This is a genomic window from Gloeobacter violaceus PCC 7421 (assembly GCF_000011385.1).
Classification (GTDB): domain Bacteria; phylum Cyanobacteriota; class Cyanobacteriia; order Gloeobacterales; family Gloeobacteraceae; genus Gloeobacter; species Gloeobacter violaceus.
This window is the reverse complement of sequence record NC_005125.1, coordinates 3,040,357-3,059,708: the sequence shown is the minus strand read 5'-3', so window position 1 is coordinate 3,059,708 and position 19,352 is coordinate 3,040,357. Positions and strand designations below refer to the sequence as shown.

The 19,352-nt window shown below is 61.2% G+C and carries 19 protein-coding genes; 12 read left to right on the top strand and 7 right to left on the bottom strand.

What is annotated here, in order from left to right; genetic code table 11:
* Both GLL_RS14785 and GLL_RS14780 read left to right on the top strand, forming a co-directional pair.
* A complete protein-coding gene (locus GLL_RS14785) occupies positions 1–1,164 on the top strand; it encodes a TetR family transcriptional regulator (protein WP_011142861.1) in 1,164 nt (387 codons plus the stop codon).
* A gap of 187 nt (positions 1,165–1,351) precedes the next feature.
* The gene (locus GLL_RS14780) at positions 1,352–2,203 is read left to right on the top strand and encodes an acyl-CoA desaturase (RefSeq protein ID WP_011142860.1); all 852 of its coding nucleotides are present in this window, start codon (positions 1,352–1,354) and stop codon (positions 2,201–2,203) included.
* Positions 2,204–2,323: 120 nt separating this feature from the next.
* Here the strand turns inward: GLL_RS14780 and GLL_RS14775 are convergent, their stop codons facing one another.
* Positions 2,324–3,505 (bottom strand): glycosyltransferase family 4 protein, encoded by a 1,182-nt coding sequence (locus GLL_RS14775; RefSeq protein WP_011142859.1) that lies wholly within the window; start codon positions 3,503–3,505, stop codon positions 2,324–2,326.
* Between the two features lie 107 nt (positions 3,506–3,612).
* Between GLL_RS14775 and GLL_RS14770 the strand changes: the two genes are divergently transcribed.
* On the top strand, positions 3,613–4,593 hold the full coding sequence (locus GLL_RS14770) for an acetyl-CoA carboxylase carboxyltransferase subunit alpha (protein WP_011142858.1): 981 nt from the start codon (positions 3,613–3,615) through the stop codon (positions 4,591–4,593).
* A gap of 51 nt (positions 4,594–4,644) precedes the next feature.
* Here the strand turns inward: GLL_RS14770 and GLL_RS14765 are convergent, their stop codons facing one another.
* Together GLL_RS14765 and GLL_RS14760 are read right to left on the bottom strand one after the other, a co-directional pair.
* A complete protein-coding gene (locus GLL_RS14765) occupies positions 4,645–5,040 on the bottom strand; it encodes a MerR family transcriptional regulator (RefSeq protein ID WP_011142857.1) in 396 nt (131 codons plus the stop codon).
* A 74-nt stretch (positions 5,041–5,114) separates the two neighbouring features.
* The gene (locus tag GLL_RS14760) at positions 5,115–8,123 is read right to left on the bottom strand and encodes an AAA family ATPase (RefSeq protein ID WP_011142856.1); all 3,009 of its coding nucleotides are present in this window, start codon (positions 8,121–8,123) and stop codon (positions 5,115–5,117) included.
* Positions 8,124–8,319: 196 nt separating this feature from the next.
* On the opposite strand from GLL_RS14760, the gene GLL_RS14755 reads away from it, so the two are divergent.
* Positions 8,320–9,006: a hypothetical protein gene (locus GLL_RS14755; protein ID WP_011142855.1), complete on the top strand. Its 687-nt coding sequence runs from the start codon at positions 8,320–8,322 to the stop codon at positions 9,004–9,006.
* Between the two features lie 268 nt (positions 9,007–9,274).
* Positions 9,275–10,240 (top strand): LysR family transcriptional regulator, encoded by a 966-nt coding sequence (locus GLL_RS14750; protein WP_011142854.1) that lies wholly within the window; start codon positions 9,275–9,277, stop codon positions 10,238–10,240.
* Positions 10,241–10,265: 25 nt separating this feature from the next.
* On the opposite strand, the gene GLL_RS14745 is transcribed toward GLL_RS14750, so the two are convergent.
* Positions 10,266–11,267 (bottom strand): quinone oxidoreductase family protein, encoded by a 1,002-nt coding sequence (locus tag GLL_RS14745; protein ID WP_011142853.1) that lies wholly within the window; start codon positions 11,265–11,267, stop codon positions 10,266–10,268.
* A 292-nt stretch (positions 11,268–11,559) separates the two neighbouring features.
* On the opposite strand from GLL_RS14745, the gene GLL_RS14740 reads away from it, so the two are divergent.
* The 7 genes from GLL_RS14740 to GLL_RS14710 all read left to right on the top strand — a co-directional run bounded on the left by GLL_RS14740 (position 11,560) and on the right by GLL_RS14710 (position 17,413).
* Complete coding sequence (locus GLL_RS14740; protein ID WP_011142852.1) at positions 11,560–12,366, top strand: SDR family NAD(P)-dependent oxidoreductase; 807 nt, start codon at positions 11,560–11,562, stop codon at positions 12,364–12,366.
* Positions 12,367–12,403: 37 nt separating this feature from the next.
* Positions 12,404–12,700 (top strand): putative quinol monooxygenase, encoded by a 297-nt coding sequence (locus tag GLL_RS14735; RefSeq protein ID WP_011142851.1) that lies wholly within the window; start codon positions 12,404–12,406, stop codon positions 12,698–12,700.
* Between the two features lie 331 nt (positions 12,701–13,031).
* Positions 13,032–13,937, top strand: a complete 906-nt coding sequence (locus GLL_RS14730) for a LysR family transcriptional regulator (RefSeq protein ID WP_011142850.1) — start codon at positions 13,032–13,034, stop codon at positions 13,935–13,937.
* 61 nt (positions 13,938–13,998) lie between these two features.
* Positions 13,999–14,400 carry a MarR family winged helix-turn-helix transcriptional regulator gene (locus tag GLL_RS14725; protein WP_164929126.1) on the top strand — a complete coding sequence of 134 codons (402 nt, stop codon included), beginning with the start codon at positions 13,999–14,001 and terminating at the stop codon, positions 14,398–14,400.
* A gap of 107 nt (positions 14,401–14,507) precedes the next feature.
* Positions 14,508–14,771, top strand: a complete 264-nt coding sequence (locus GLL_RS14720; protein ID WP_011142848.1) for an acyl carrier protein — start codon at positions 14,508–14,510, stop codon at positions 14,769–14,771.
* Between the two features lie 180 nt (positions 14,772–14,951).
* Complete coding sequence (locus GLL_RS14715; RefSeq protein WP_269446188.1) at positions 14,952–16,220, top strand: beta-ketoacyl-[acyl-carrier-protein] synthase family protein; 1,269 nt, start codon at positions 14,952–14,954, stop codon at positions 16,218–16,220.
* Positions 16,221–16,240: 20 nt separating this feature from the next.
* A complete protein-coding gene (locus GLL_RS14710) occupies positions 16,241–17,413 on the top strand; it encodes a beta-ketoacyl-[acyl-carrier-protein] synthase family protein (RefSeq protein ID WP_011142846.1) in 1,173 nt (390 codons plus the stop codon).
* 42 nt (positions 17,414–17,455) lie between these two features.
* Here the strand turns inward: GLL_RS14710 and GLL_RS14705 are convergent, their stop codons facing one another.
* From GLL_RS14705 to GLL_RS14695, 3 genes are read right to left on the bottom strand one after another with little or no spacing between them, the layout of a single operon-like run.
* On the bottom strand, positions 17,456–18,262 hold the full coding sequence (locus GLL_RS14705; protein WP_011142845.1) for a 4'-phosphopantetheinyl transferase family protein: 807 nt from the start codon (positions 18,260–18,262) through the stop codon (positions 17,456–17,458).
* Entirely contained in the window at positions 18,249–19,022 is a 774-nt protein-coding gene (locus tag GLL_RS14700) for a thioesterase II family protein (protein ID WP_011142844.1), read from the bottom strand. The genes GLL_RS14705 and GLL_RS14700 overlap by 14 nt, the downstream gene beginning before the upstream one ends.
* Positions 19,019–19,321, bottom strand: coding sequence for an acyl carrier protein (locus tag GLL_RS14695; protein WP_164929123.1), 303 nt, complete (start codon positions 19,319–19,321; stop codon positions 19,019–19,021). The genes GLL_RS14700 and GLL_RS14695 overlap by 4 nt, the downstream gene beginning before the upstream one ends.
* Between the last annotated feature and the right edge of the window lie 31 nt (positions 19,322–19,352).

The window sequence follows — 19,352 nt, the reverse complement described above, 5'->3', positions numbered from 1 at the left end:
ATGCCGCGCACTTCTAGCCGGGAACGTTTGATCCGGGCTGCTGCAGAATTGTTTGCCGCCCAAGGCGTCCGGGAAACCACCACCCGGCAGATTGCCGAGCGGGCAGAACTCAACGAAGTCACTCTTTTTCGCCAGTTCGGCAACAAACACGCGCTGATGCTGGCGGTCATCAAAGAATCGGGCCTGTTCGCGGCTCTCGAAGAATCCACTGACCCATCCTCGGCCGGCGGCGGCGCGGTACGCACGCGGTTTGCCCATCTGGCTGACGACTGTTTGCAGGCTTTTGCCCAACTGCCGGAATTGTTGCTCTCGGCGGTTGTGGAGGCTGAGCGCGACGCTGCCGAGGAACGGATTGCTGTCGGCAGGAGTCTTGAGGGGGTTAATCGGTCGCTTGCCAACCGCCTGGAGGCGGCTCTGGGTGAGCGTACCGGAGGACAGGATCTTTTCAAGATCGCCACTTTGCTCAATACGCTTCTGCTCGGCCGGGCGGTAAGCGCTTACGCAGGGGCTCCCCAGACTCCCTGGGTTGAGCGCGAAGACTTCTTAGCCAGTGTGGTGGAACTGTTTTTCTGCGGGGTGTTCGATAAAACCTCGGCGCTACAAACGGTGAACGACCTGGACGGCGAGCTTGTCCACCGGATTCTCGATGGGGCCAAAAAATCCGGTGCCCAGGATTTTGCGCTTGTGTACGTCCTGTTTGCGGCAGGATTGAGCGCCGAGGAGGTGAGCACCCTCGCACGCACCGATCAGGTGTTTGATAAAGACCGCGCTTTGCTGCAGGTGGCGAACCGGCAGGTGCCCCTCAACCGCCAGATCCTGGGCCGCAGGTACGGCTCTTACAACAACAATCCCTTGACCCGTTGGCTGAAGACCCGCCGCGACGGCTGCCAGGCTGTGTTCATCGACGAAATCGGCAAACCGATGACGCCCGAGGGCGTCCGATTTCGCTGGAGCGTCTGTACCCGGGAACTGGTCACGACTGGAGCAGCGCCGCCCGCCCTCGAACAAGCCTGCGAGACCTGGTGCGTGGAGATGCTCACCCGCGGCGCCAATCTTGAAACCCTCGCCCTGCTTACCGGCCAACCGCCCGAACTGTTGCAGCCCTTCGCCCGCCGAGCCCAAGAAAAACTGGCCCTGGAAACGGCCCTCAAACTCGACCGCTGAACCGCCTGTCAAGATGTTGCAAGTGTCACTTGCATTGTGCGTGGCGAACCGGTACGATTCAGGTATGCAAGTGACACTTGCATTCTTCCGCGCTTCGATGCGTGGAGGGGCTGTCGGATTTCGCGAAATGCTCCTCTGGTCGCCAATGCGGGCTCCGGCATCGGTACTTATCGACAAGGAAATCCTGATGACTGCGAATGTCGTTTCGGGCGCCGGGGGCGTTGCTGGTTGGCGCGCGCTCAACTGGCCCACCCTGGGCTTTTTGGTCCTGATGCACGGGCTTGCTCTGCTGGCACCCTGGTTTTTCAACTGGCAGGCATTGGCGGTTGCCCTCGGGTTGCATTGGCTCATCGGCAGCCTGGGCATCTGTCTGGGTTACCACCGGCTTTTGACCCACCGCAGCTTTCGGGTGCCGAGGGGGTTGGAGTGTGTTTTTGCGATGCTGGGAGCCCTGGCGCTGCAGGGCGGCCCCATCTTCTGGGTGGCAGCCCACCGGCTGCACCATGCCCACGCCGACGACGACGCCCGAGACCCCCACTCCTCCGGCCGGGGCTTCTGGTGGAGCCATGTGCTGTGGCTTCTCTACCGGCACCCGGAACTTTCCGATGGCCAAACCCACCGCAAGTACGCCCCGGATTTGGCCCGTCAACCGTTCTACCGCTGGCTGAACCGCTACCACCTGCTGCTGCAGATTCCTTTGGCGGTGCTGCTATTTGCGCTGGGGGGCTGGCCGTTTGTGGTCTATGGAGTGTTCGTGCGTGCGGTCGTGCTCTGGCACACCACCTGGCTCATCAACTCCGCCGCCCACCTGGCAGGTTACCGCACCAGCGAGGTGCCGGACAGTTCGCGCAACCTCTGGTGGGCGGCTCTGCTCACCTACGGCGAGGGCTGGCACAACAACCACCATGCCCAACCGAACGCCGCGCGGGCGGGCCTGCGGTGGTGGGAAGTGGACATGACCTGGTGGGTGATTCGAGCGCTGGAAATGGCCGGGTTGGCGACACAGGTGGTCCCACCCCGACCAAATCCGGTGCGGTGAGCAGCGGCTCTCCGCTTTGCACAAAGCGGAACTATAAAAAATTCAGACCGATTGTAAGTACGCTTTCGGCCGGAGCGCTACAGCACTGTGTTTGACCCGCACGCGCAGGCAGACCCAAAGCTACCAGCTGGTGTTGCGGCGCTCGTGGACGACCCGCTCGTAGACTGCCACCGTCGAGCGGGCGATGCTCTCCCAGCCGAAGCGGGTCCAGACCGCCTCGCGGGCGTTGTCCTTGAGCCACTGGGCATAGCCGGGGTTGCGGATCACTTCAAGGATGCCCCAGGCGAGCGAATCGGCGTTGCCGGTGTAGGTGACCACGCCCGTCTTGGTGTGGGTGACCACCTCCGGCAGGCCGCCGGTGTCGGAGACCACCACCGGCACCCCGGCGGCAAAGCTTTCGAGCGCCACGATCCCAAAGGGTTCGTACAGGCTCGGGAAGACCGCACAGTCGGCCACCTGCTGGAAGCAGTCGAGATCGTCGTCTGGCATGAAGCCGGTGAAGAAGCACTTGTTAGAGAGGCCGAGTTCGCCCACCCGCCGCCGGAGGTGATCGGTGTTGCCGCCGCCGATGATCACGAATTTGGCGTCCGGGTGCTCCCGGAGCACCTTGGGCATCGCCTCCACCAGAAACCGCACGCCCTTTTCGTAGGCCATGCGCCCGACGTAGTAGACGATCTTTTCGTGGTCGTAGGCGAAGCGGCGGCGAAACGCCCAACGGTCAAAATCCGCCCGCTCTTTTTTGGACGCTTTGATGCCGTTGGGAATGACGTCCATCTTGTCCCAAGGGCAACCGAAGGCGCGCTCCAACTCGCCGCGCATGTAGTTGGTGCAGACGATCGTCCGCCAGGACTGGTAGACCAGCGAAAATTCTTTGAGGTGAATATAGCGCTGGGTGTCGGTCCAGATGCCGTTGTAGCGGCCGTACTCGGTGGCGTGCACGGTGGAGACCACCGGCAGCTTGAAGTTGTACTTGAGGGCGACCGCCGCGTCCTGCACCAGCCAGTCGTGGGCGTGGATCAGATCGAAGGGGCCGTCCTCCATAAGGAGCTTGGCGCCGCGCGCCCCCATCGCCTCGTTCATCAAGACAATCCAGTGAAAGAAGTCGTCGGCCGCTCCCACCGGCACCCGGTGCACGGAGATGCCGTCGACGACCTCATAGCCCGGCGCCTGGCCGAATTCGACAGTAATCAAATGCACTTCGTGGCCGAGGCGGACGATCTCCGGGTACAGTTCGGCGACGTGGCGGGCAATGCCGCCCACGATGCGCGGCGGGAATTCCCAGGCCAGGGCAAGGATTTTCATGAAAGCAAGACTCGGCGGAACGCTGGGTCAAAACCAGCATACTGTGCGCCTCGAACGGATGAGCGCCAAGCAACTGCTAGGATGTGCTCACTCATCGGTCATTCGCCATGACGCAATCTCGCAGTGCAACACCCGGACCTTCGCTGGATTTCGAGCGCGAGCTGATGGAACTGGAGACGCGCCTCGACGACATCCGGCGCTTTGCAGAAGAAAACAACGTCGATGTCTCGACGCAACTGGCCGAGATCGAAGCGCGGGCCGCGGAACTGCGCCGCGACCTATACGCCAACCTGCCCCCCAAAGACATTTTGCAGCTGGCCCGCAATCCGAAGCGGCCCAGTACCCTCGACTACATCCAGCTGTTGTGCGAAGACTGGGTCGAATTGCACGGCGATCGGCTGTTCGGCGACGATCTGGCCCTGGTGGGGGGCCTGGCGCGCCTGGGGGATCACCCGGTGGTGATCATGGGCCACCAAAAAGGCCGCGACACCAAGGACAACATCCAGCGCAACTTCGGCATGCCCCAGCCCGAGGGTTACCGCAAAGCTCTGCGCCTGATGGACCACGCCAATCACTTTCAGTTGCCGATCATCGCCCTCATCGACACCCCCGGCGCCCACGCCGGTGTCGATGCCGAACAGCGCGGCCAGGGGGAGGCGATTGCCCGCAACCTCCAGCACATGTTCAGCTACGAGGTGCCCATCCTCTGCGCGGTGATTGGCGAAGGCGGCTCCGGCGGAGCGCTCGCCATCGGCGTCGGCAACCGCATGCTGATGTTCGAGTACGCCGTCTACTCGGTGATTTCTCCCGACAGCTGCTCGGTGATCCTCTGGCGCGACAAAAAGCACATCGAGCAGGCCGCCAACGCTCTCAAGATCACCGCCCGCGATCTCAAGCAATTGGGGATTGTCGATGAGATCATCCCCGAACCCTCGGGCGGCGCCCACCGCGACCCGCAGCGCGCCGCCGCCAATCTCAAAGAAGCACTCCTGCGGCACCTGGATGAACTCTTGACCCTGGACGGCCCTACCCGCCGTACCCAGCGCTACGAAAAATTCCGGGCCATGGCCCGCTTCCAGGAAATCTGACACCTAGCTACGCAACCCCCCGTTTCAAGGGGGGCGGCGCAGCCGGGGGGATCAGACTTCCTCTTCTATCTGCACTTCCAGCTGACCGATCTTCGAGCGTAGCCGCTGGATCTCTTGCTGCATCTTTTGCTTTTGCTTGTCGAGTTCGCGCTGACGCAAGTCGAGTTCTTCTTTGAGCAAGGCGATTTGCTTCACACCTTCAAGATTGACTTTTAGCTCCTGCGTGAGGCGCTTGATGTAGCGCAACTGCTCGATATCGTGCTCAGAATACAGACGCGTCTCGCGCTCTTTGCCGCCTTTGCCCTCGCCGCGGCCCGGCATGCGATAGGGATGCACCAGACCGGCCCGCTCGTACTGGCGCAGGGTTTGCGGGTGCATCCCGACCAACTCCGCCGCGACCGAGATAATATACACGGGCCGGTCCTTCGGATTGTCGAAGTGAACCATGACTTGAGCCCAAACCTGGCATACGAGCTTATGCTAACACACTCAATACACCCGGCTGCATCGGGGAATAGCGCCTACAGCACAACGCTGAGCTGGGAGCCCTGGTGGTCTTTTTCGACCTCGATGCGCGACTGGAAGGCTTCTTTGAGTTCGTGGATGTGGGTGATCACCAGGATACAGGCAAAGTCGTCGGCGACGGTGTTGATCGACTGCACCAGGCGGTTGCGGCCCTCAAGATCCTGGGTGCCGAAGCCTTCGTCGATAATGAGCGTCTGCAGGGCGGCCCCGGAGCGGCGGGCCAATAGGCGCGAGAGAGCGAGGCGAATGGCGAAGTTGACCCGGTAGGCTTCGCCTCCGGAGTAGGTTTCGTAGGGACGTGTGCCGCGGGCGTCGGCGATCAAAATGTCGAGGGTATCGATCAGTTTTTTGGCGTTTTTGGAGGCGCGCTGGGTGATGAACTGGACGTGCAGCTGGCTGTCGCACAGCCGGGAGAGCAGCCGGTTGGTCTCGGTCTCCAGTTCAGGGAGTACGTTCTCGATAATCAACGCCTGGATGCCGTTTTTGCCGAAGGCGCGGGTGAGTTCTTTGTAGAGGGCCTGCTGCTTCTGGGCGTGTTCCAGCTGGCTTTGCTGGTGGGCAATTTGCTCCTGGAGGGCATCTATCTGGGCGAGACGCTGGTCGGCTGCCCCCAGTTCGCTGAGTTTGTGCTCCTGGTGGCGGCGGTTGAGCAGCTCCTCCGCCTGTGCTGCGGCCAGGGCTTCGCGTGGGTCGGGGGTGGCGTCGAGTTCGGCCTGCAGGGCAACGCGCTGTTCGCCCAGACGCACGAGCAGGTCTTTGCCCTCGGCCCAGGCTTTTTGCAGCTCCTGGAGAACGCCGCGCTCCTCGGGGTGGCGGTTGCGCGCTTTGATCAGTTCCTGCTGGCGGCTCAGCCAGTGGAGGTGATCTTGCAGGTGCTTGCGCAGGTTCTGGTGGGCAGTGCCGTCGTACCCGAGCGATTGCAGTTGCTCGGCGGCGGCGCGCAGATGGTTTTGCAGCTCCTGGCCGTACTGCTGGTGGGTGAGTTGGCTTTCTATCTGGTGGCAGGTTTGCTCAAGCGCCGGGATCTCCGCTTCGATCTGCCCCAGTTGCCGCCGGGCGCGTTCCAGCTCGCCCGCGCGGATCTCCGCCCACCGCCAGCGGTCGGCCTCGCTGCGGGCCATGGCGTGGTCTTTTTCGTCGTAGTTGATGATCTGGATTTGCTGGAGCACTCCGGTGTGGCGGGCCTTGAGATCCTGGGCGTAGTCGCCGCGCTCGAGCTGGGTGCGGATGGCCTGAATTTGGCTGCGCAACTGCCGGCTGGTGCCGCTGCTCTCGTCGACGGCGCTCAGTTGCTGGCGCAGTTGGGCCTGCTGCTGCAGCAGCGAGGGCAATTGCTCCAGTTCGCGCACCAGCTCGCTGTACTCGGTGCGCAGCACCCGCACCTCGTGCTCGGCGGCGCTGATCTGGTGGGCCAATAGCGTCAGGTGATCTTCGAGTTCGGCGTGCTGGCGCTGGTGTTGCTCGCCCAATAGCTCTCGGTGCTCGGCGTCGAGGGGGCCGCCGCACAGGGGACAATCGGTCTCCCCCTGGGCCAGCAGCGCCGCTTTTTCGGCCAGCTGGTCGAGTTCTTTGCGGTACTGCTGTTGTTGGGCCCGCAGTTTCGCTTCGAAGGTGCTGCGCTCCAGCCCTTTTTCGGTGACCCGCTGCTGGTAGACCCGTTTTTTTTCGAGCTGCTCGACTTTTTCGCTGACTTTTTGAAAAGTCTGCTCGAGGAAGCCGCGGCGGCTGAGATCTTGCTGCAGTTTGCGCTGTTGCTGCTCGTAGACGGGGATCTGGGCGGCCAGTTCGCTGTAGACGCGGTGGATCTCCCGTTCGAGCTGGAGTTTTTCTTCGGTGTGGGGAAAGACTTCGCGCTGGCGCTGGTCGTAGCTGGTAAGCAACTCGCGGACGCGCGCCAGTTCTGCTAAACCCTGCTCGATCTTGGGGGCCTCCTCCAGGACGGCTTGCGCCTCGCGCCGCTGCTGGGTGAGCCCGTCGAAGCGGCTTTTGTGGCGTTGCAGCTGCAGTTCGAGCTGGTGGCGCTCGCCGTCGAGGCGCCGTTCCAGTTCGGTGCGTCGGACGGTGAGCGTCTGGTGGCGGCTGCCCCGCTCGCCCATCGCCGCTTCCTCGGCCAACAGTTGCTGGTAGCGCGCACAACCCTGGGCGATCTGGGCCTCCTGCTCCAGAAGCACCTCCAGTTCGCGCACGACGCGGGTCTGGCGCTCGCACTGGGCGTGCAGGCGGCTATGGGTCTGGTGGGTCTGGGTGATCTGGCTGTCGAGGCGTTCGAGTTGCCCGGCGAGTTGTTCGCGCTGGCGGGAGCGGGTCGAGAGCAACTCCAGGCGCTGCTGGATCTGGGTCTGTTGGGCGCGGAGCGCTTCGAGTTCGCCTGCGGTGGTATCCCGCCGCGCCTGGACCATCGGTCGCTCGCCCAGCGCCAGGCGGCTTCTTTGCAACTGGTCGGCCAGCACCTGAGCACGGCCGGCGAACTGTTTTTCGTGTTCTTTGCTGCGCTCGCACAGCTGTTCGTAGCGGTTGAGGTTGAGAATCTCGACGAGCACTTCTTTGCGCTCGGCAGGGCGCTTGACGGTAAATTCGTCGGCGCGGCCCTGGCGCAGATAGGCCGAATTGATGAACGTGTCGTAGTCCATCTTCAGCACTTCGTTGATCGCCTCCTGGGTGACCCGCAGCGACGAACGGGTGAGCGTGCGGAAGCTGTCGCCGTCGCCCACCTGAAATTCGAGGCTGCTGGTCTTGCCCGTCACCCGGGTGCGGATGATCCGAAAGCGCTGCCCTTCGCAGGAGAAAGTCAGATCCACCCGCGCCTCGGTCGCCCCCCGCCGCACCACATCGTCGTCGGAGTCGGCCCGCGATTTGCCCCAGAGCACCCAGGTGAGCGCTTCTAAGAGCGACGATTTGCCTGAACCGTTCGCTCCGCAGATGCAGGCGGTATGGATCCCGGAAAAGTCCAGGCGACCGTCGCGGTAACTCAAGAAATTGCTGAGGCTCAGGTGAAGGGGAATCATGGCTGTGGGAATCTGTCCATGTCTGCAATGACTTTAGCTTGCGCCGAGCGGTTTGGAAAAGCCGTCGGGCACTAGATATTGTGTCGTCCGGCGGCACCCCCACAGAATAGCTCTACTGCTTCGCGCCGGCGGCTGTTCGGGCACGCCCGGCTCCCGACCAAGACGTTACACTGGCGGCAGTCGCGGGGGACAGCCGATGGTGAAGCGCCTTTTGATTGCCGGGTTGACGGGCTACTTTTACGGCCGGGCGGCGGCCGACGCCAGACAGCGGGTGAATGTCTTCGCCTCGCTCGCCCTGCAGGAGGCGGAGGGCGGACGCACCCTGGAGCGCATCCGCCAGGCCAAGGCGGCCGAGATCCCCGCCTGGCTTGACGAGTTGATGCAGCGCCACATCCGCGACGAGGAGCGCCACGCCGTGATTTTCCGCCGTGCTGTGGCCGCCGAAAAGATGAGCATCGATGCTGAGAGCCCGGCGGCGGTGCAGGCTTCGGCCAGCGTCGGAGAAGGATCGATCAAGCGCTTCCACAAAAGCGAAGATCTGGCGGCCATTGCGCTGACGGATCTGCTTGCGGGCATTTTGATCGCCGAGGAAGGGGGAGTGCGCGCCTTTCGCAGTCTGATCCGCACCATCCCGGTGCAACTGAGCAAAACCCGCGCCGGGCTCGAATCGGTCCTGGCCGACGAGGAGCGCCACGTGCGCTACCTCACCGACACCCTGCGCACCCTGGGGGCAAGCCGCAACGCCGAGCGGATGCGCCGGCGGATCGAAAACCAGGTCTTCGATGATTTCGGCAAGATTGTCGAGCACCTGCTCTCGCGCAAGGAGCGGCCCGTGCTGGTGAAGGCGGGTGTCGATACGGAGGTGGCCGGCGAAGCGCTCTAGAGCAGGTCCATCGACACCCGGCACGGCAAACAATGGGCATTTCGATTTCGCAGTTGCAGTTCTGGTTGGCATGGGTGGCGGCTTCCGCCCTCGGGGGGGCTTGCGTGGATCGCGCATACTAGACCGCTTGCGCGAATGCCAAGATAAACAGCTCAAACCCTTGGAAACTTGCTCCGCAATTCCCACGTGGTAGGATTACCGAGAATTGCCCAGCACCACCGCCGGGCATCGCCGACATTCGTACGACACCGGAATCAGGAGCGCCTGGATGACACAGGCAAGAAACAGGGCACTCCCGAGCGACACGAACGACATGGCCATATTTGCCTGCGTCGTCAATCTTGGAAGCTTTGCACGGACAGCCGAAGAACACAACCTTACCCCTTCGGCCGTCAGCCGTGTCATCTCCCGCCTCGAGCTGCGGCTGGGCGCGCGGCTGCTGCAGCGCTCCACCCGCAAGCTGTCGCTGACCGAGGCGGGCGCCATCTACCACGCCCGGGTCATACAGATCCTGGCAGACGTTGCCGAGGCCGAAGCGGAAGTGGCCGCGGCAAACCTCCAGCCGCGGGGCACTTTGAAGCTGAGCGTGCCGGTGGTGTTTGGTCGGCTGCACGTGGCACCGCTGATCGGCCGCCTGATGCGGCAGTTTCCCGAACTGGCCGTCGAGCTGACGCTTACCGACCGGTTTGTCGACCTCATCGAGGAGGGGATCGACCTTGCCCTGCGCATCGGCGCCCTGCCGGACTCCCGGCTGATGGCCAGGCGCCTTTGCACCAACCGGCGCATACTCGTCGCAAGCCCCGATTACCTGGCCCGCGCCGGCACCCCCGTCCGCCCCGCCGATCTCACCCGACACTCCTGTTTGATTTTCACGGCGCTCAACCGGCCGCGCGACTGGCGGCTGGTCGGGCCGGAGGGCACCACGAGCGTCTCGGTGACGGGCCGGTTGAGCGCGAACAACGGCGATGCACTACTCGAAGCGGCCCTCGAAAGCCTGGGCATCTGTCCGACCGCGACGTTCGTGGCCGCGGAACTGCTGATGCGCGGCGAGCTTGTGCGCGTCTTGCCGGAGCACGAATTCGAACCGACAGCCGTCCACGCCGTTTACCCCTCGGCCCGGCAGCTCTCCACGAAGGTGCGCAGCGCTGTCGATTTGCTGGTCAGAACCTTCGCAGATCCGCCGCCCTGGGACAGGCTCCCGGTGCCCGCCCCCCCGCCCCCGGCAAGACGCTGAGCGGGCCGGGGATTTTCCTCGCCCCTCAGCTTGTGACCTGGAGCAACATCTTGCCGGTCGAGGCGCGCGTTTCGAGGGCATGCTGGGCCTCGGCCGCCCGCTCCAGCGGGTAGATCCGCGTCGGCGCAAGCCGCACCGCGCCGTTGGCGATCAGTTCGATGGCGCGATTGGCCGCACCGTTCCAACTTTCGGGCGAAGCGGCGGCGAGTCCGCCAATGTTGTATCCGAGCACGCCCTTTGTCCCGAACCACAGGTCAAACGCCGGCAGAGAAATCGGACCGGACCCGGAAGCGTCGCCGAAATACGCGACGCGCCCGAACGGGGCGAGCACTTGCAAACAAGCAGCCAGGCTGTCGCCCCCGACGCTCTCAAGCGCGATGTCCACGCCCCGGCCGCCGGTGAACGAGCGTACCGCTTCTATCCAGCCTTCGCGCAGCACAACCCGGTCGCAACCGGCGGCCAGGGCGGCTTCTGTTTTAGACGCAGAGCCGACCACACCGAAAATACGCGCAGCACCGAGGGCGCGGGCGAACTGGACCGCAAGCGATCCCACCCCGCCGGCGGCGGATTGGACGAGCACGGTTTCGCCCGGTCGCAGGCGGGCAACATCAGCCAGCAACTGGTAAGCGGTGACGGCGGCGCAGGCAAAGCCGGCCCCTTCTTCGTATCTAAGTTCCCGCTCGGCCCTGCGCAGCGGCACGGCGAGACGGGAGTCGAGCACAACCCGCTGCGCATAGCCGCCCATCGCTTTGCCGGGTGTCCATGAAAAGGCCGCAACCGGCTCGCCGTAAGCAAATCCGCTCACCCCGGGCCCAATCTCGGCGACGGTGCCGGCGACTTCGAGTCCGGGCACTGTGGGCAACGGCGTGCCCGCAAGGGCACCCCGCCGCAACATGATGTCGGCGAAATTGACGCCCGCGTAGCGGACATCCACCGCGATTTCGCCGCGGTGGGGTTGCGGGAGCACCGCATCGGCGACTTCGAGCACCTCAGATCCTCCGAAAACGCGAAACTGAACGACGCGCATGGTCATACCCCTCTAGGTTCGAGTCAGAGACCGCAAGCGGCCTTTCCCCAGAGCTACCAGAAACTACCCGCGCAATCATCTGGCTTTTCGGAAAGACAGCGATGATTTGGAGGCATCAATGCAGAATATTGAAAGACACGTTTCGGACTAAGAGATGAGTCCAATCGCGGTGATTCGTGAATTTTCTTCATCAAAGCCATTCTCTCAAACCGGATGATTGCGGTTGGGGCTCGCCCCTACGCTGTGGACAGGCCGCCGTTTCGAACGGCGGATGAACCCATGGAGAGATCTTATGAACCGCATCGCGAACACTGCCCAGATTCAAAGTGCACCGCCCGTCTTTGCCCGCCCCCTTGAGAACAAGGTGGCCATCGTCACGGGAGCAAGTTCCGGCATCGGACGGGCCACCGCCCTCGAACTGGCGCGCCGGGGAGCCAAAGTGGTCGCCAGTGCCCGGCGCGTCGGGCCTACCCTCGAACTGGTGGAAGCGATCCGCGCCGAAGGCCACGAGGCGACTTTCGTGCAGGCGGACGTCACCGACGAAGCCTACGTCGAGCGCCTCGTAGCTGAGGCAATAGCGACCTACGGTAAGCTGGATATCGCCTTCAACAACGCCGGCACCGAGGGGGTCTTCGCCCCCTTGCTCGAACAGACCAAAGAGACTTACGACCTTGTCTTCGACGCCAATGTGCGCAGCGTGTTCTATTCGATGAAGCACCAGGCGCAGGCGATGCTCTGCGCGGGAGGAGGGGTCATCGTCAATAACGCCTCGATGGGTGGCGTCATCGGCTTTGAGAATGCCGCGCTGTACATCGCCACCAAGCACGCGGTGCTGGGCATGACCAAGAGCGCCGCCCTCGAGTGGTACCGCCGGGGCGTGCGCGTCAACGCCATCTGCCCAGGCATCATCGACACGCCCTTCCAGGACCGCATCTGGCCGAGCACCGAAGCCAAAAACAGTTTCGCCAACGCGACGGTCGCCGGCCGGGCCGGCACGGCCGAAGAGATGGCCAAAGTGGTCGCTTTCCTGGTTTCAGAGGACGCTTCGTTTGTCTCCGGCCACGGCCTGCTCGCTGACGGCGGGTACTCCATTGCTTGAAACCTGCCTGGAACGCAAATTCTTAGGAATATCCAAAATGACACAACCGCTGACCCTCTTCGCCCGATTCCGGGCCCGGCCCGGTCTGGAGCGGCAGTTGAGCGCATCGCTCAAAGCGCTGGTCGCCCCAACCCGCGAAGAACCCGGATGCATCGAATATGTCCTGCACCGCTCGACAGAGGATCCCTGTGTGTACCAGCTCTATGAGAACTGGCGGTCGCAGGCCGATTTCGACGCCCACCTGGCCATGCCGTATCTCAAAGCGATGCTCGCCGAGAGCCCGGCCTGGCTTGCCGAACCCCTCGAGATTCGTTTTTTCGAGCGCATCCGCTAGACCTTCTCCAAAGCAGCAACGGCCGGTGCCCGCCCCTAATCCACACCAGTGAAATCCTCCAGGGCTGGGCACCGCACCCATGACCGCAGGCGGCCGGCCGCCTGCTTTGATATCCTCGGGCTTGCGCGCGGCGGGTTATGCCTGAAGCGCGCTTGCAAGTCATGGCCATTTTCCTTAAGTCTTTTAAATTTACAATCTTTTCTGGTCAAAACTAAATCGAACAAATACACTCAGATTAAATCGTTGAAAGCCGAGGCCCAATGTTTATTCATCTGTGATGCTGCTGCTGCCATCTAGATTACTTGCCTGCAAACAAATTCGGGAGTAAACGATGAATTTTGAACAGCTTAGGGTGTTCGTAGCTGTTGCTGAGCATCTAAACTTTACCCGTGCAGCAGAGAAACTTTCCCTCTCGCAGCCGGCGGTTAGTTCGGCGGTAGCGGCCCTCGAAACGTACTACAAGGTTCCTCTGTTTAATCGAATGGGCAGGCGAATCGAGCTGACAAACTCGGGACAGCTTTTGTTGACTGAAGCCCACAAAGTCATTCAAGAAATCACGACGATCGAAAGCAAACTCCGCGAAACCAAAAGCTTGCAAAGGGGAGAACTGTACATTGGCAGCAGTCAGACAGTAGCAAGCTGGTGGCTGCCGCCGCAACTGCAAAGATTCCGTCAGCAATATCCGAAAGTGCAACTCAAAGTGGTTTCTGGCAACACAGAAGAAATCGGCGAGTGGGTTGCGGCAGGCCAGGTTGACATCGGCCTGGTTGAGCGGGAGGTTCGAAACAAGTCATTGACCTTCAATGCGATTGGAGGCGACAAGATGGCATTTGTTGTCGGCAAACAACATCCTTTGTGGGAGCGAACGAATATCGGGCTGGACGAGCTGAAAAGCACGCGATGGGTATTGCGTGAGTCTGGCTCGGATGTCCGAAAATTTTTCGAATACCTGTGTTTTACCCACAACATCGACGCCGACAAACTCGACATCGCTCTCGAATTGCCCAATTGCGCGATGACGAAAAGAGCTGCGGAAGTTGGAGCTGGGGTGGCGCTGCTGTCGGTGCCCTTGGTCGAGAAAGAAATCAAATGGGGTGCCCTTCGCAGCCTGAATACGGTTTTGAAGCCAGTGATGGAACGCAATTTTTATTTGATTAGCCGCAATAGCCAGGTCACGTCACCGGCCGTCAAGGCATTTTCTTCGTTGGTGCGTCAGAGCACCCCGGTCAATGTATAGCGTTTTGAGAGACGTAGCCTATCGCTACGCCGCAACGGACTCTCAGAGCATAGAGGCCGTTTTGCGACTGCTCGAAATTTCAGATTTGACAAAGGAGAGACTAAAAAACACGCTCGAGGGCTACGGGGTATCTATTGGAGAATTTACGCTCATGCTGCTGTTATTTAGAAGCCTCAGACATGGAGCTTCTCCCTCTTATTTTGCAGACAAAACTAAATTCTCACGAGCGGAAGTCACCCGTCTTTTAAAACGGCTTGAGCAGGAAGGTTTTGTCCAAAGAGAGTATCAGAAAACCGACAAGCGGGTCGTGCTTGTGCGTTTGTTGACTAAGGGGCAGACGTTGATAGAGATATTGCTCCCTCAGTACTACCGAGAAATTGAAAAATTATTTTCCAATCTGAGCAGCGGCGATAGACAACGCCTGGGAGAACTGGTGATCTTGATCACCAGAGGAAACGCATAAAACGCTAAAGATGCTGTCCTTTGCAAAGCGCGAAGGCTATGGGTGGATGATTGAATTGATCTACCTTCTCGTTTATCTGTTGTGTATCCAATATGGAGGAGAAAGCTATGAGTTTTGAAGATATGCTGTTTGCCCTTGGGCAAATGAAGATTGCAACCCAAGGGCTGACCCCTTCCTCGAAGCTGGGAAAAGACGTTGGAATGGACTCGTTAGAACTCGTAGATCTCCAGTGTATTCTCGAAAAGATGTATGGCCTCGATATACCCTCGCGGGTGTTCGAAGAAGATCTCTGTCTCGGGAATGTTGTGGAGCAGGTGAATGCTCAGCTAAATGGTTCGACAAAATCGCAAGCCCCGCTTGCGAAGCGCTGATCGGAGCACAGACCTTCGTTATTTTGCAAAACAGGCAATGCTCGAACTGTGACACGTAATGTCCTGCCGAGTACTGAAGTGCCATGGCGTGTGGGCGCCGTCTCGATTTGGAATGCGGGCGAACACGCCCAGAATCAAAGCAAGCTTCAACTTCTTCGATCCACAAAGGGGGAATATCTGATGTTGCCAGCTAGAAGGGTGGTTGTGACGGGTATGGGAACTGTGAATCCCATCGGCAAAAGTGTGAACGAGTTCTGGGAAAACTGTTGCAAGGGGGTCTCAGGTGTCAAAGTCGTGTCGGATTTTGCGATAGCGGACAGCCAGAGCCAAATTGCGGGAGTCGTCGAGGACTTCGATTTTTGGGAATATTTTCCCCAGAACGATTTACTCGGAGTTGACCGCAGCTGCATTTTTGCACTGGTGGCGGCAAAGGAGGCCCTCGAATCGGCCGGGCTTGGAGAATCCTTCCTAAAATCTTTGTCTCCGGGCAAATGCAGACTGCTGATGTCGACGGCCGCTGCCCAGATCGCAAGCATGGAAAAAGATTTCTTGGCTTCCCTTGGCGACGAGACGCTCGCTCTGCATCGCCCCCGCGCCACCCCTGGAGTCGTTCACTTTAATGCCACAGCAAAGACGTTGGCAAATCAGTTCGGGATTCCGGGGGAATGCCTGACCGTGACGACCGGTTGCACAGGAGCGCTCGACGCCATGGGTTACGCCATGGACTTGATCCGGCTCGGCAAGATGGACCTGGCCGTTGTCGGCGGCGCCGAAGCGCCGATCACGCCCATCTGTATGGCGGCTTTCAGCAAAATCGGGGCCACCACCAGCCGCAACGCCGAACCACAGAAGGCGAGCCGTCCGTTTGACATGGGCCGGGACGGCTTTGTCCTGGCCGAGGGCAGCGGCATGTTGGTGATCGAAGCTCTAGATCATGCCTTGCTGCGGGGAGCCCCAATCTTCGCGGAACTGGGCGGCTACGGAAGTTTGAACAACTTTTACCACATGACCAAAATGCCCGAAAACGGTCTGCAGCTTGCGCAGTCCGCCCGCACAGCCATAGAAGACGCTGGCATTTCTCCCGATGAGATCGACTCAATCAATGCCCACGGTTCTTCCACGCCCCAGAACGACATTGCCGAAGCCAACGCTTACTGGCGTCTGTTTCAAGAACGCACCCCGACGATCCCCGTCACCTGCATCAAGTCCCACATCGGTCACACATTGGCAGCGTCGAGCGCCATCGAAGTGATCGCTTCGATTATGTCTATGCGGACTGGGATCGTTCCTCCCACCATCAACCTGGTCAAACAGGACTCGCGGTGCATGCTCGATGTCGTCGCCGACGAGCCGAGGCGGGCATCCGTCCGGTGCACTTTGAAGACCAGCAGCGGATTTTCCGGCATCCATTCGAGCCTGGTCATCCGCAAATTCGAGCACAGAAATTAAATAGATAAGAGGACAATCTTATGCCTATTGTTGGTAGTGGATATGCAGTCACGGGAATTGGCCTGGCAACCCCCATGGGTTGCGAAGCGCAAACCGTTTGGAATCATCTGTCCCAGGGCCGGCCGCTGTTCGGCAAAGACTGTCCCGGCGCCGGTGCGGGCAGAGTTGACGACCACCATATCGAGCGCCGCATACCGGCCCGGCACGCACAAAAGCTCGATCGCTTCACGATGCTGGCGATGATTGCCGGCGAAAACGCTCTGGCGGACTCCCACTTTGAGATTGCGCCGGAGAACTGCTACCGCGTCGGTCTGGTTGTGGGCAACAGCACAGGCGGATGGACTTTCCTGGAACCGACGATGCAGGCCCTTTACAGCGAAGGCATGAAGGCGGTCAATTCTTACACCGCCACCGCCTGGTTTCCGACCGCGGCGCAGGGAGAAATTTCGATCCACCATAGGATCGGCGGTTACAGCAAGACGGTGTGTGCCGATCGCCTCAGTGCCGGTTTTGCCCTGGAATTGGCGAGCGTCGCCGTTGAACGCGGCCGGGTGGAAGCTGTCGTCGTCGGAGGCACGGAGGCTCCCCTCAGCGATTTTGTGCTAAATGCCTACGCGGGTGCGGGCTGCCTCTCGCCATCGGGCTGCTACGCGCCTTTTGAGGAAACCGCCGACGGCAGGCTGCTGGCTGAAGGTTCCGCCATGCTGGTGTTGGAGTTGAGTCCCGCCGCTGCGGCGAGGGGGGCAAAGGTGCACTGCGAAATCCTGGCCATCGCCGGGGGGGACGATCTTGCCCAAGCGATGCGCTCGTGCCTGCACAGCGCGGGGGTCTCCCCCGAAGCGGTGGACTATATCGTGCTCGATGCTTTCGGTACCCCGCAAAGGGATGACGAGGAATACCGCGCCATCGGCGAAGTGTTTGCCAACCACGCCCAACTGCGTATGAGCGCCCCGAAATCCATGTACGGGGATCTCGTCGGGGCGGGCGTGGCCATGGATGTGATCATCGCTTGCATGAGCATCGAACGGCAGGCAGTCCTGCCCACCGCCGGCACTCCTGCGCGCGTCAAATCACCGCCCGTCGGCCGCCATGTCGTCGGCCGCCCCGAGGCGGCACCCATCCGCTACGCACTGGTAAACGCCAGGGACGAAGCCGGCAGAAGCCTGGCCCTATTGCTCGCTAAACCGACGTGAGCTACCTGCGCGGGCAGCGAATCCCGCCGCCTGCGAAGCCGGTCACTCGTCGTAGGTCTGGCAGGAATCCTGGTGGCAGTCTTCCTCCCAATTGAAATGATCGTCCTGCCACTGCCAGCAGCGGAGGTTCCAGGCGGCGTCGCCGACCGCCACCGCCGCCACGTAGTTCTTGCCAGGCTCGATTTGCCGGATGGCCCAATGCCCGGGATGAGCATCCCGCTCCTGTCGATTGGCCAGTAAGCTTACGCCACCGTCTGGTTCGATCGCCACGTCGAACTGATCGAGGGCCAAGGCCAATCCCTTGCCGCACGCCTTGATGTAGGCTTCTTTGCAGGCCCAGAAGCGAAAAAAAGTTTCCTGTCGCTCAAGCGGCGCCAGCACCCCCAGCATTTGCTTCTCGTGGGCGGAGAAGAACCGCTCGGCCATCTGATCCATTGCTGCTAAAGAACGCACCAGCTCGAGATCGATGCCGATATCCCGGCGCAGGGTGAGGGCGATCAGCACCACTTCCCGCGAATGGGAGAGGTTGAATTGCAGGGTACACCCGGGCAAAGCCAGAGCCGGTTTGCCCTTGATGCCATAGCTGAAGCGGATCTGAGCGGCGGGGATCTCCAGGTAGCAACGGAGGATCCGGCGCAACAGCCCCCGAGCGACGATAAAGCGCCTTTTATCCCCCACAAAGCGGTAGCGCTCGGCGCGGTGGCGCTCGTCCTCGGAGAGCGTTTCGACCAGTTCCAGCACGCGCGCGTCCGGCTGCATCAGACAGGCGCGCCAGACGTGCACGTCGTCTGCGCCCAGACCGGGTTGTCTGGGGGCCGGACGCCACAGGCTGCGGTCATACTCCGGCATGGGCCCCTCCTTGGATCCAACCTTCGCTGTGCAATTGTGCGGCGATCACCGCAACCAGCGGCAGTTTGTCGTCATGGATAAAAAAGTGATCGCCGGGATACAGCTGCAATTGGAAGGCGCCAACCGTGTGGACGCGCCAGGCTTCTAACGCTTCGATGCCGATGAGACTGTCCTTAAGGCCGCCGAAGACGCAGATGGGACAGGTGAAGGGCCGCTCGCCCGTATACTCGTAGGTCTCAAGCAGGGCTATATCAGCCCGCAGCACGGGCAGAAAAAACCGCAGCCACTCAGGGTTCTCGAAAATGGCTTGGGGGATGCCGTTGTAACGGCGGCGCAGTTGCTCGACAAATTCTCCGGCAGGCAGCGCGTGGAGCGGGGGGAGCCGATCGGCGAGGTGCGGCGCCTGGCGCCCCGAAACGAATAGACAGACGGGGTTGGTCCCGTACAACTGCCGGAGGCGGCGGGCCAGTTCGAAGGCCACCAACGCTCCGAGGCTGTGGCCGAACAGGGCGTAGGGCTGGTCGAGCCTGCCTTCGAGCGCCCCGACCAGCCGTTCGATGAGCGCTTCGAAGCGATCGAGCAAAGCCTCCTGCCACAGTTGTTCGCGGCCGGGAAACGGGAGTGTGCACACTTGCACCTCCGGCGGCAGGCGCCTGTTCCAGGTGCTGTACACCGAGGTTCCGCCCCCGGCGTAGGGCAAGCAAAATAGTCGCAGGCGCGGCTTGCCCTCCTCGCGCGCAGCAAGGGAATGCCTGTTCATCGTTTTGTTTCCACCACAGCATGTTCAGCGAGCGCATCCTGCACCAGAGTTGCCAGTTGCGCACAGCTGGTGAGGTTGAACAACAAATTGATGGGCACGTCGACTCCCCACTCCACCAGAATCCGGGTCTTGAACTCCAGAGCCATCAAAGAGTCGATCCCCACATAGATAAGCGGCAGCTGCAGATCGGCCTCGACAAGCGGTTGGTCCAGAATTTCGCTCAAACACTGCGCCAGACAGGCGACCGTGGGACCGGCGGCGGCGGGGTTGTCCGTGTCGAAATTGTCGATGAATGCCATGGACTGACTCCAAAAAAAGTGAGCTTGGACA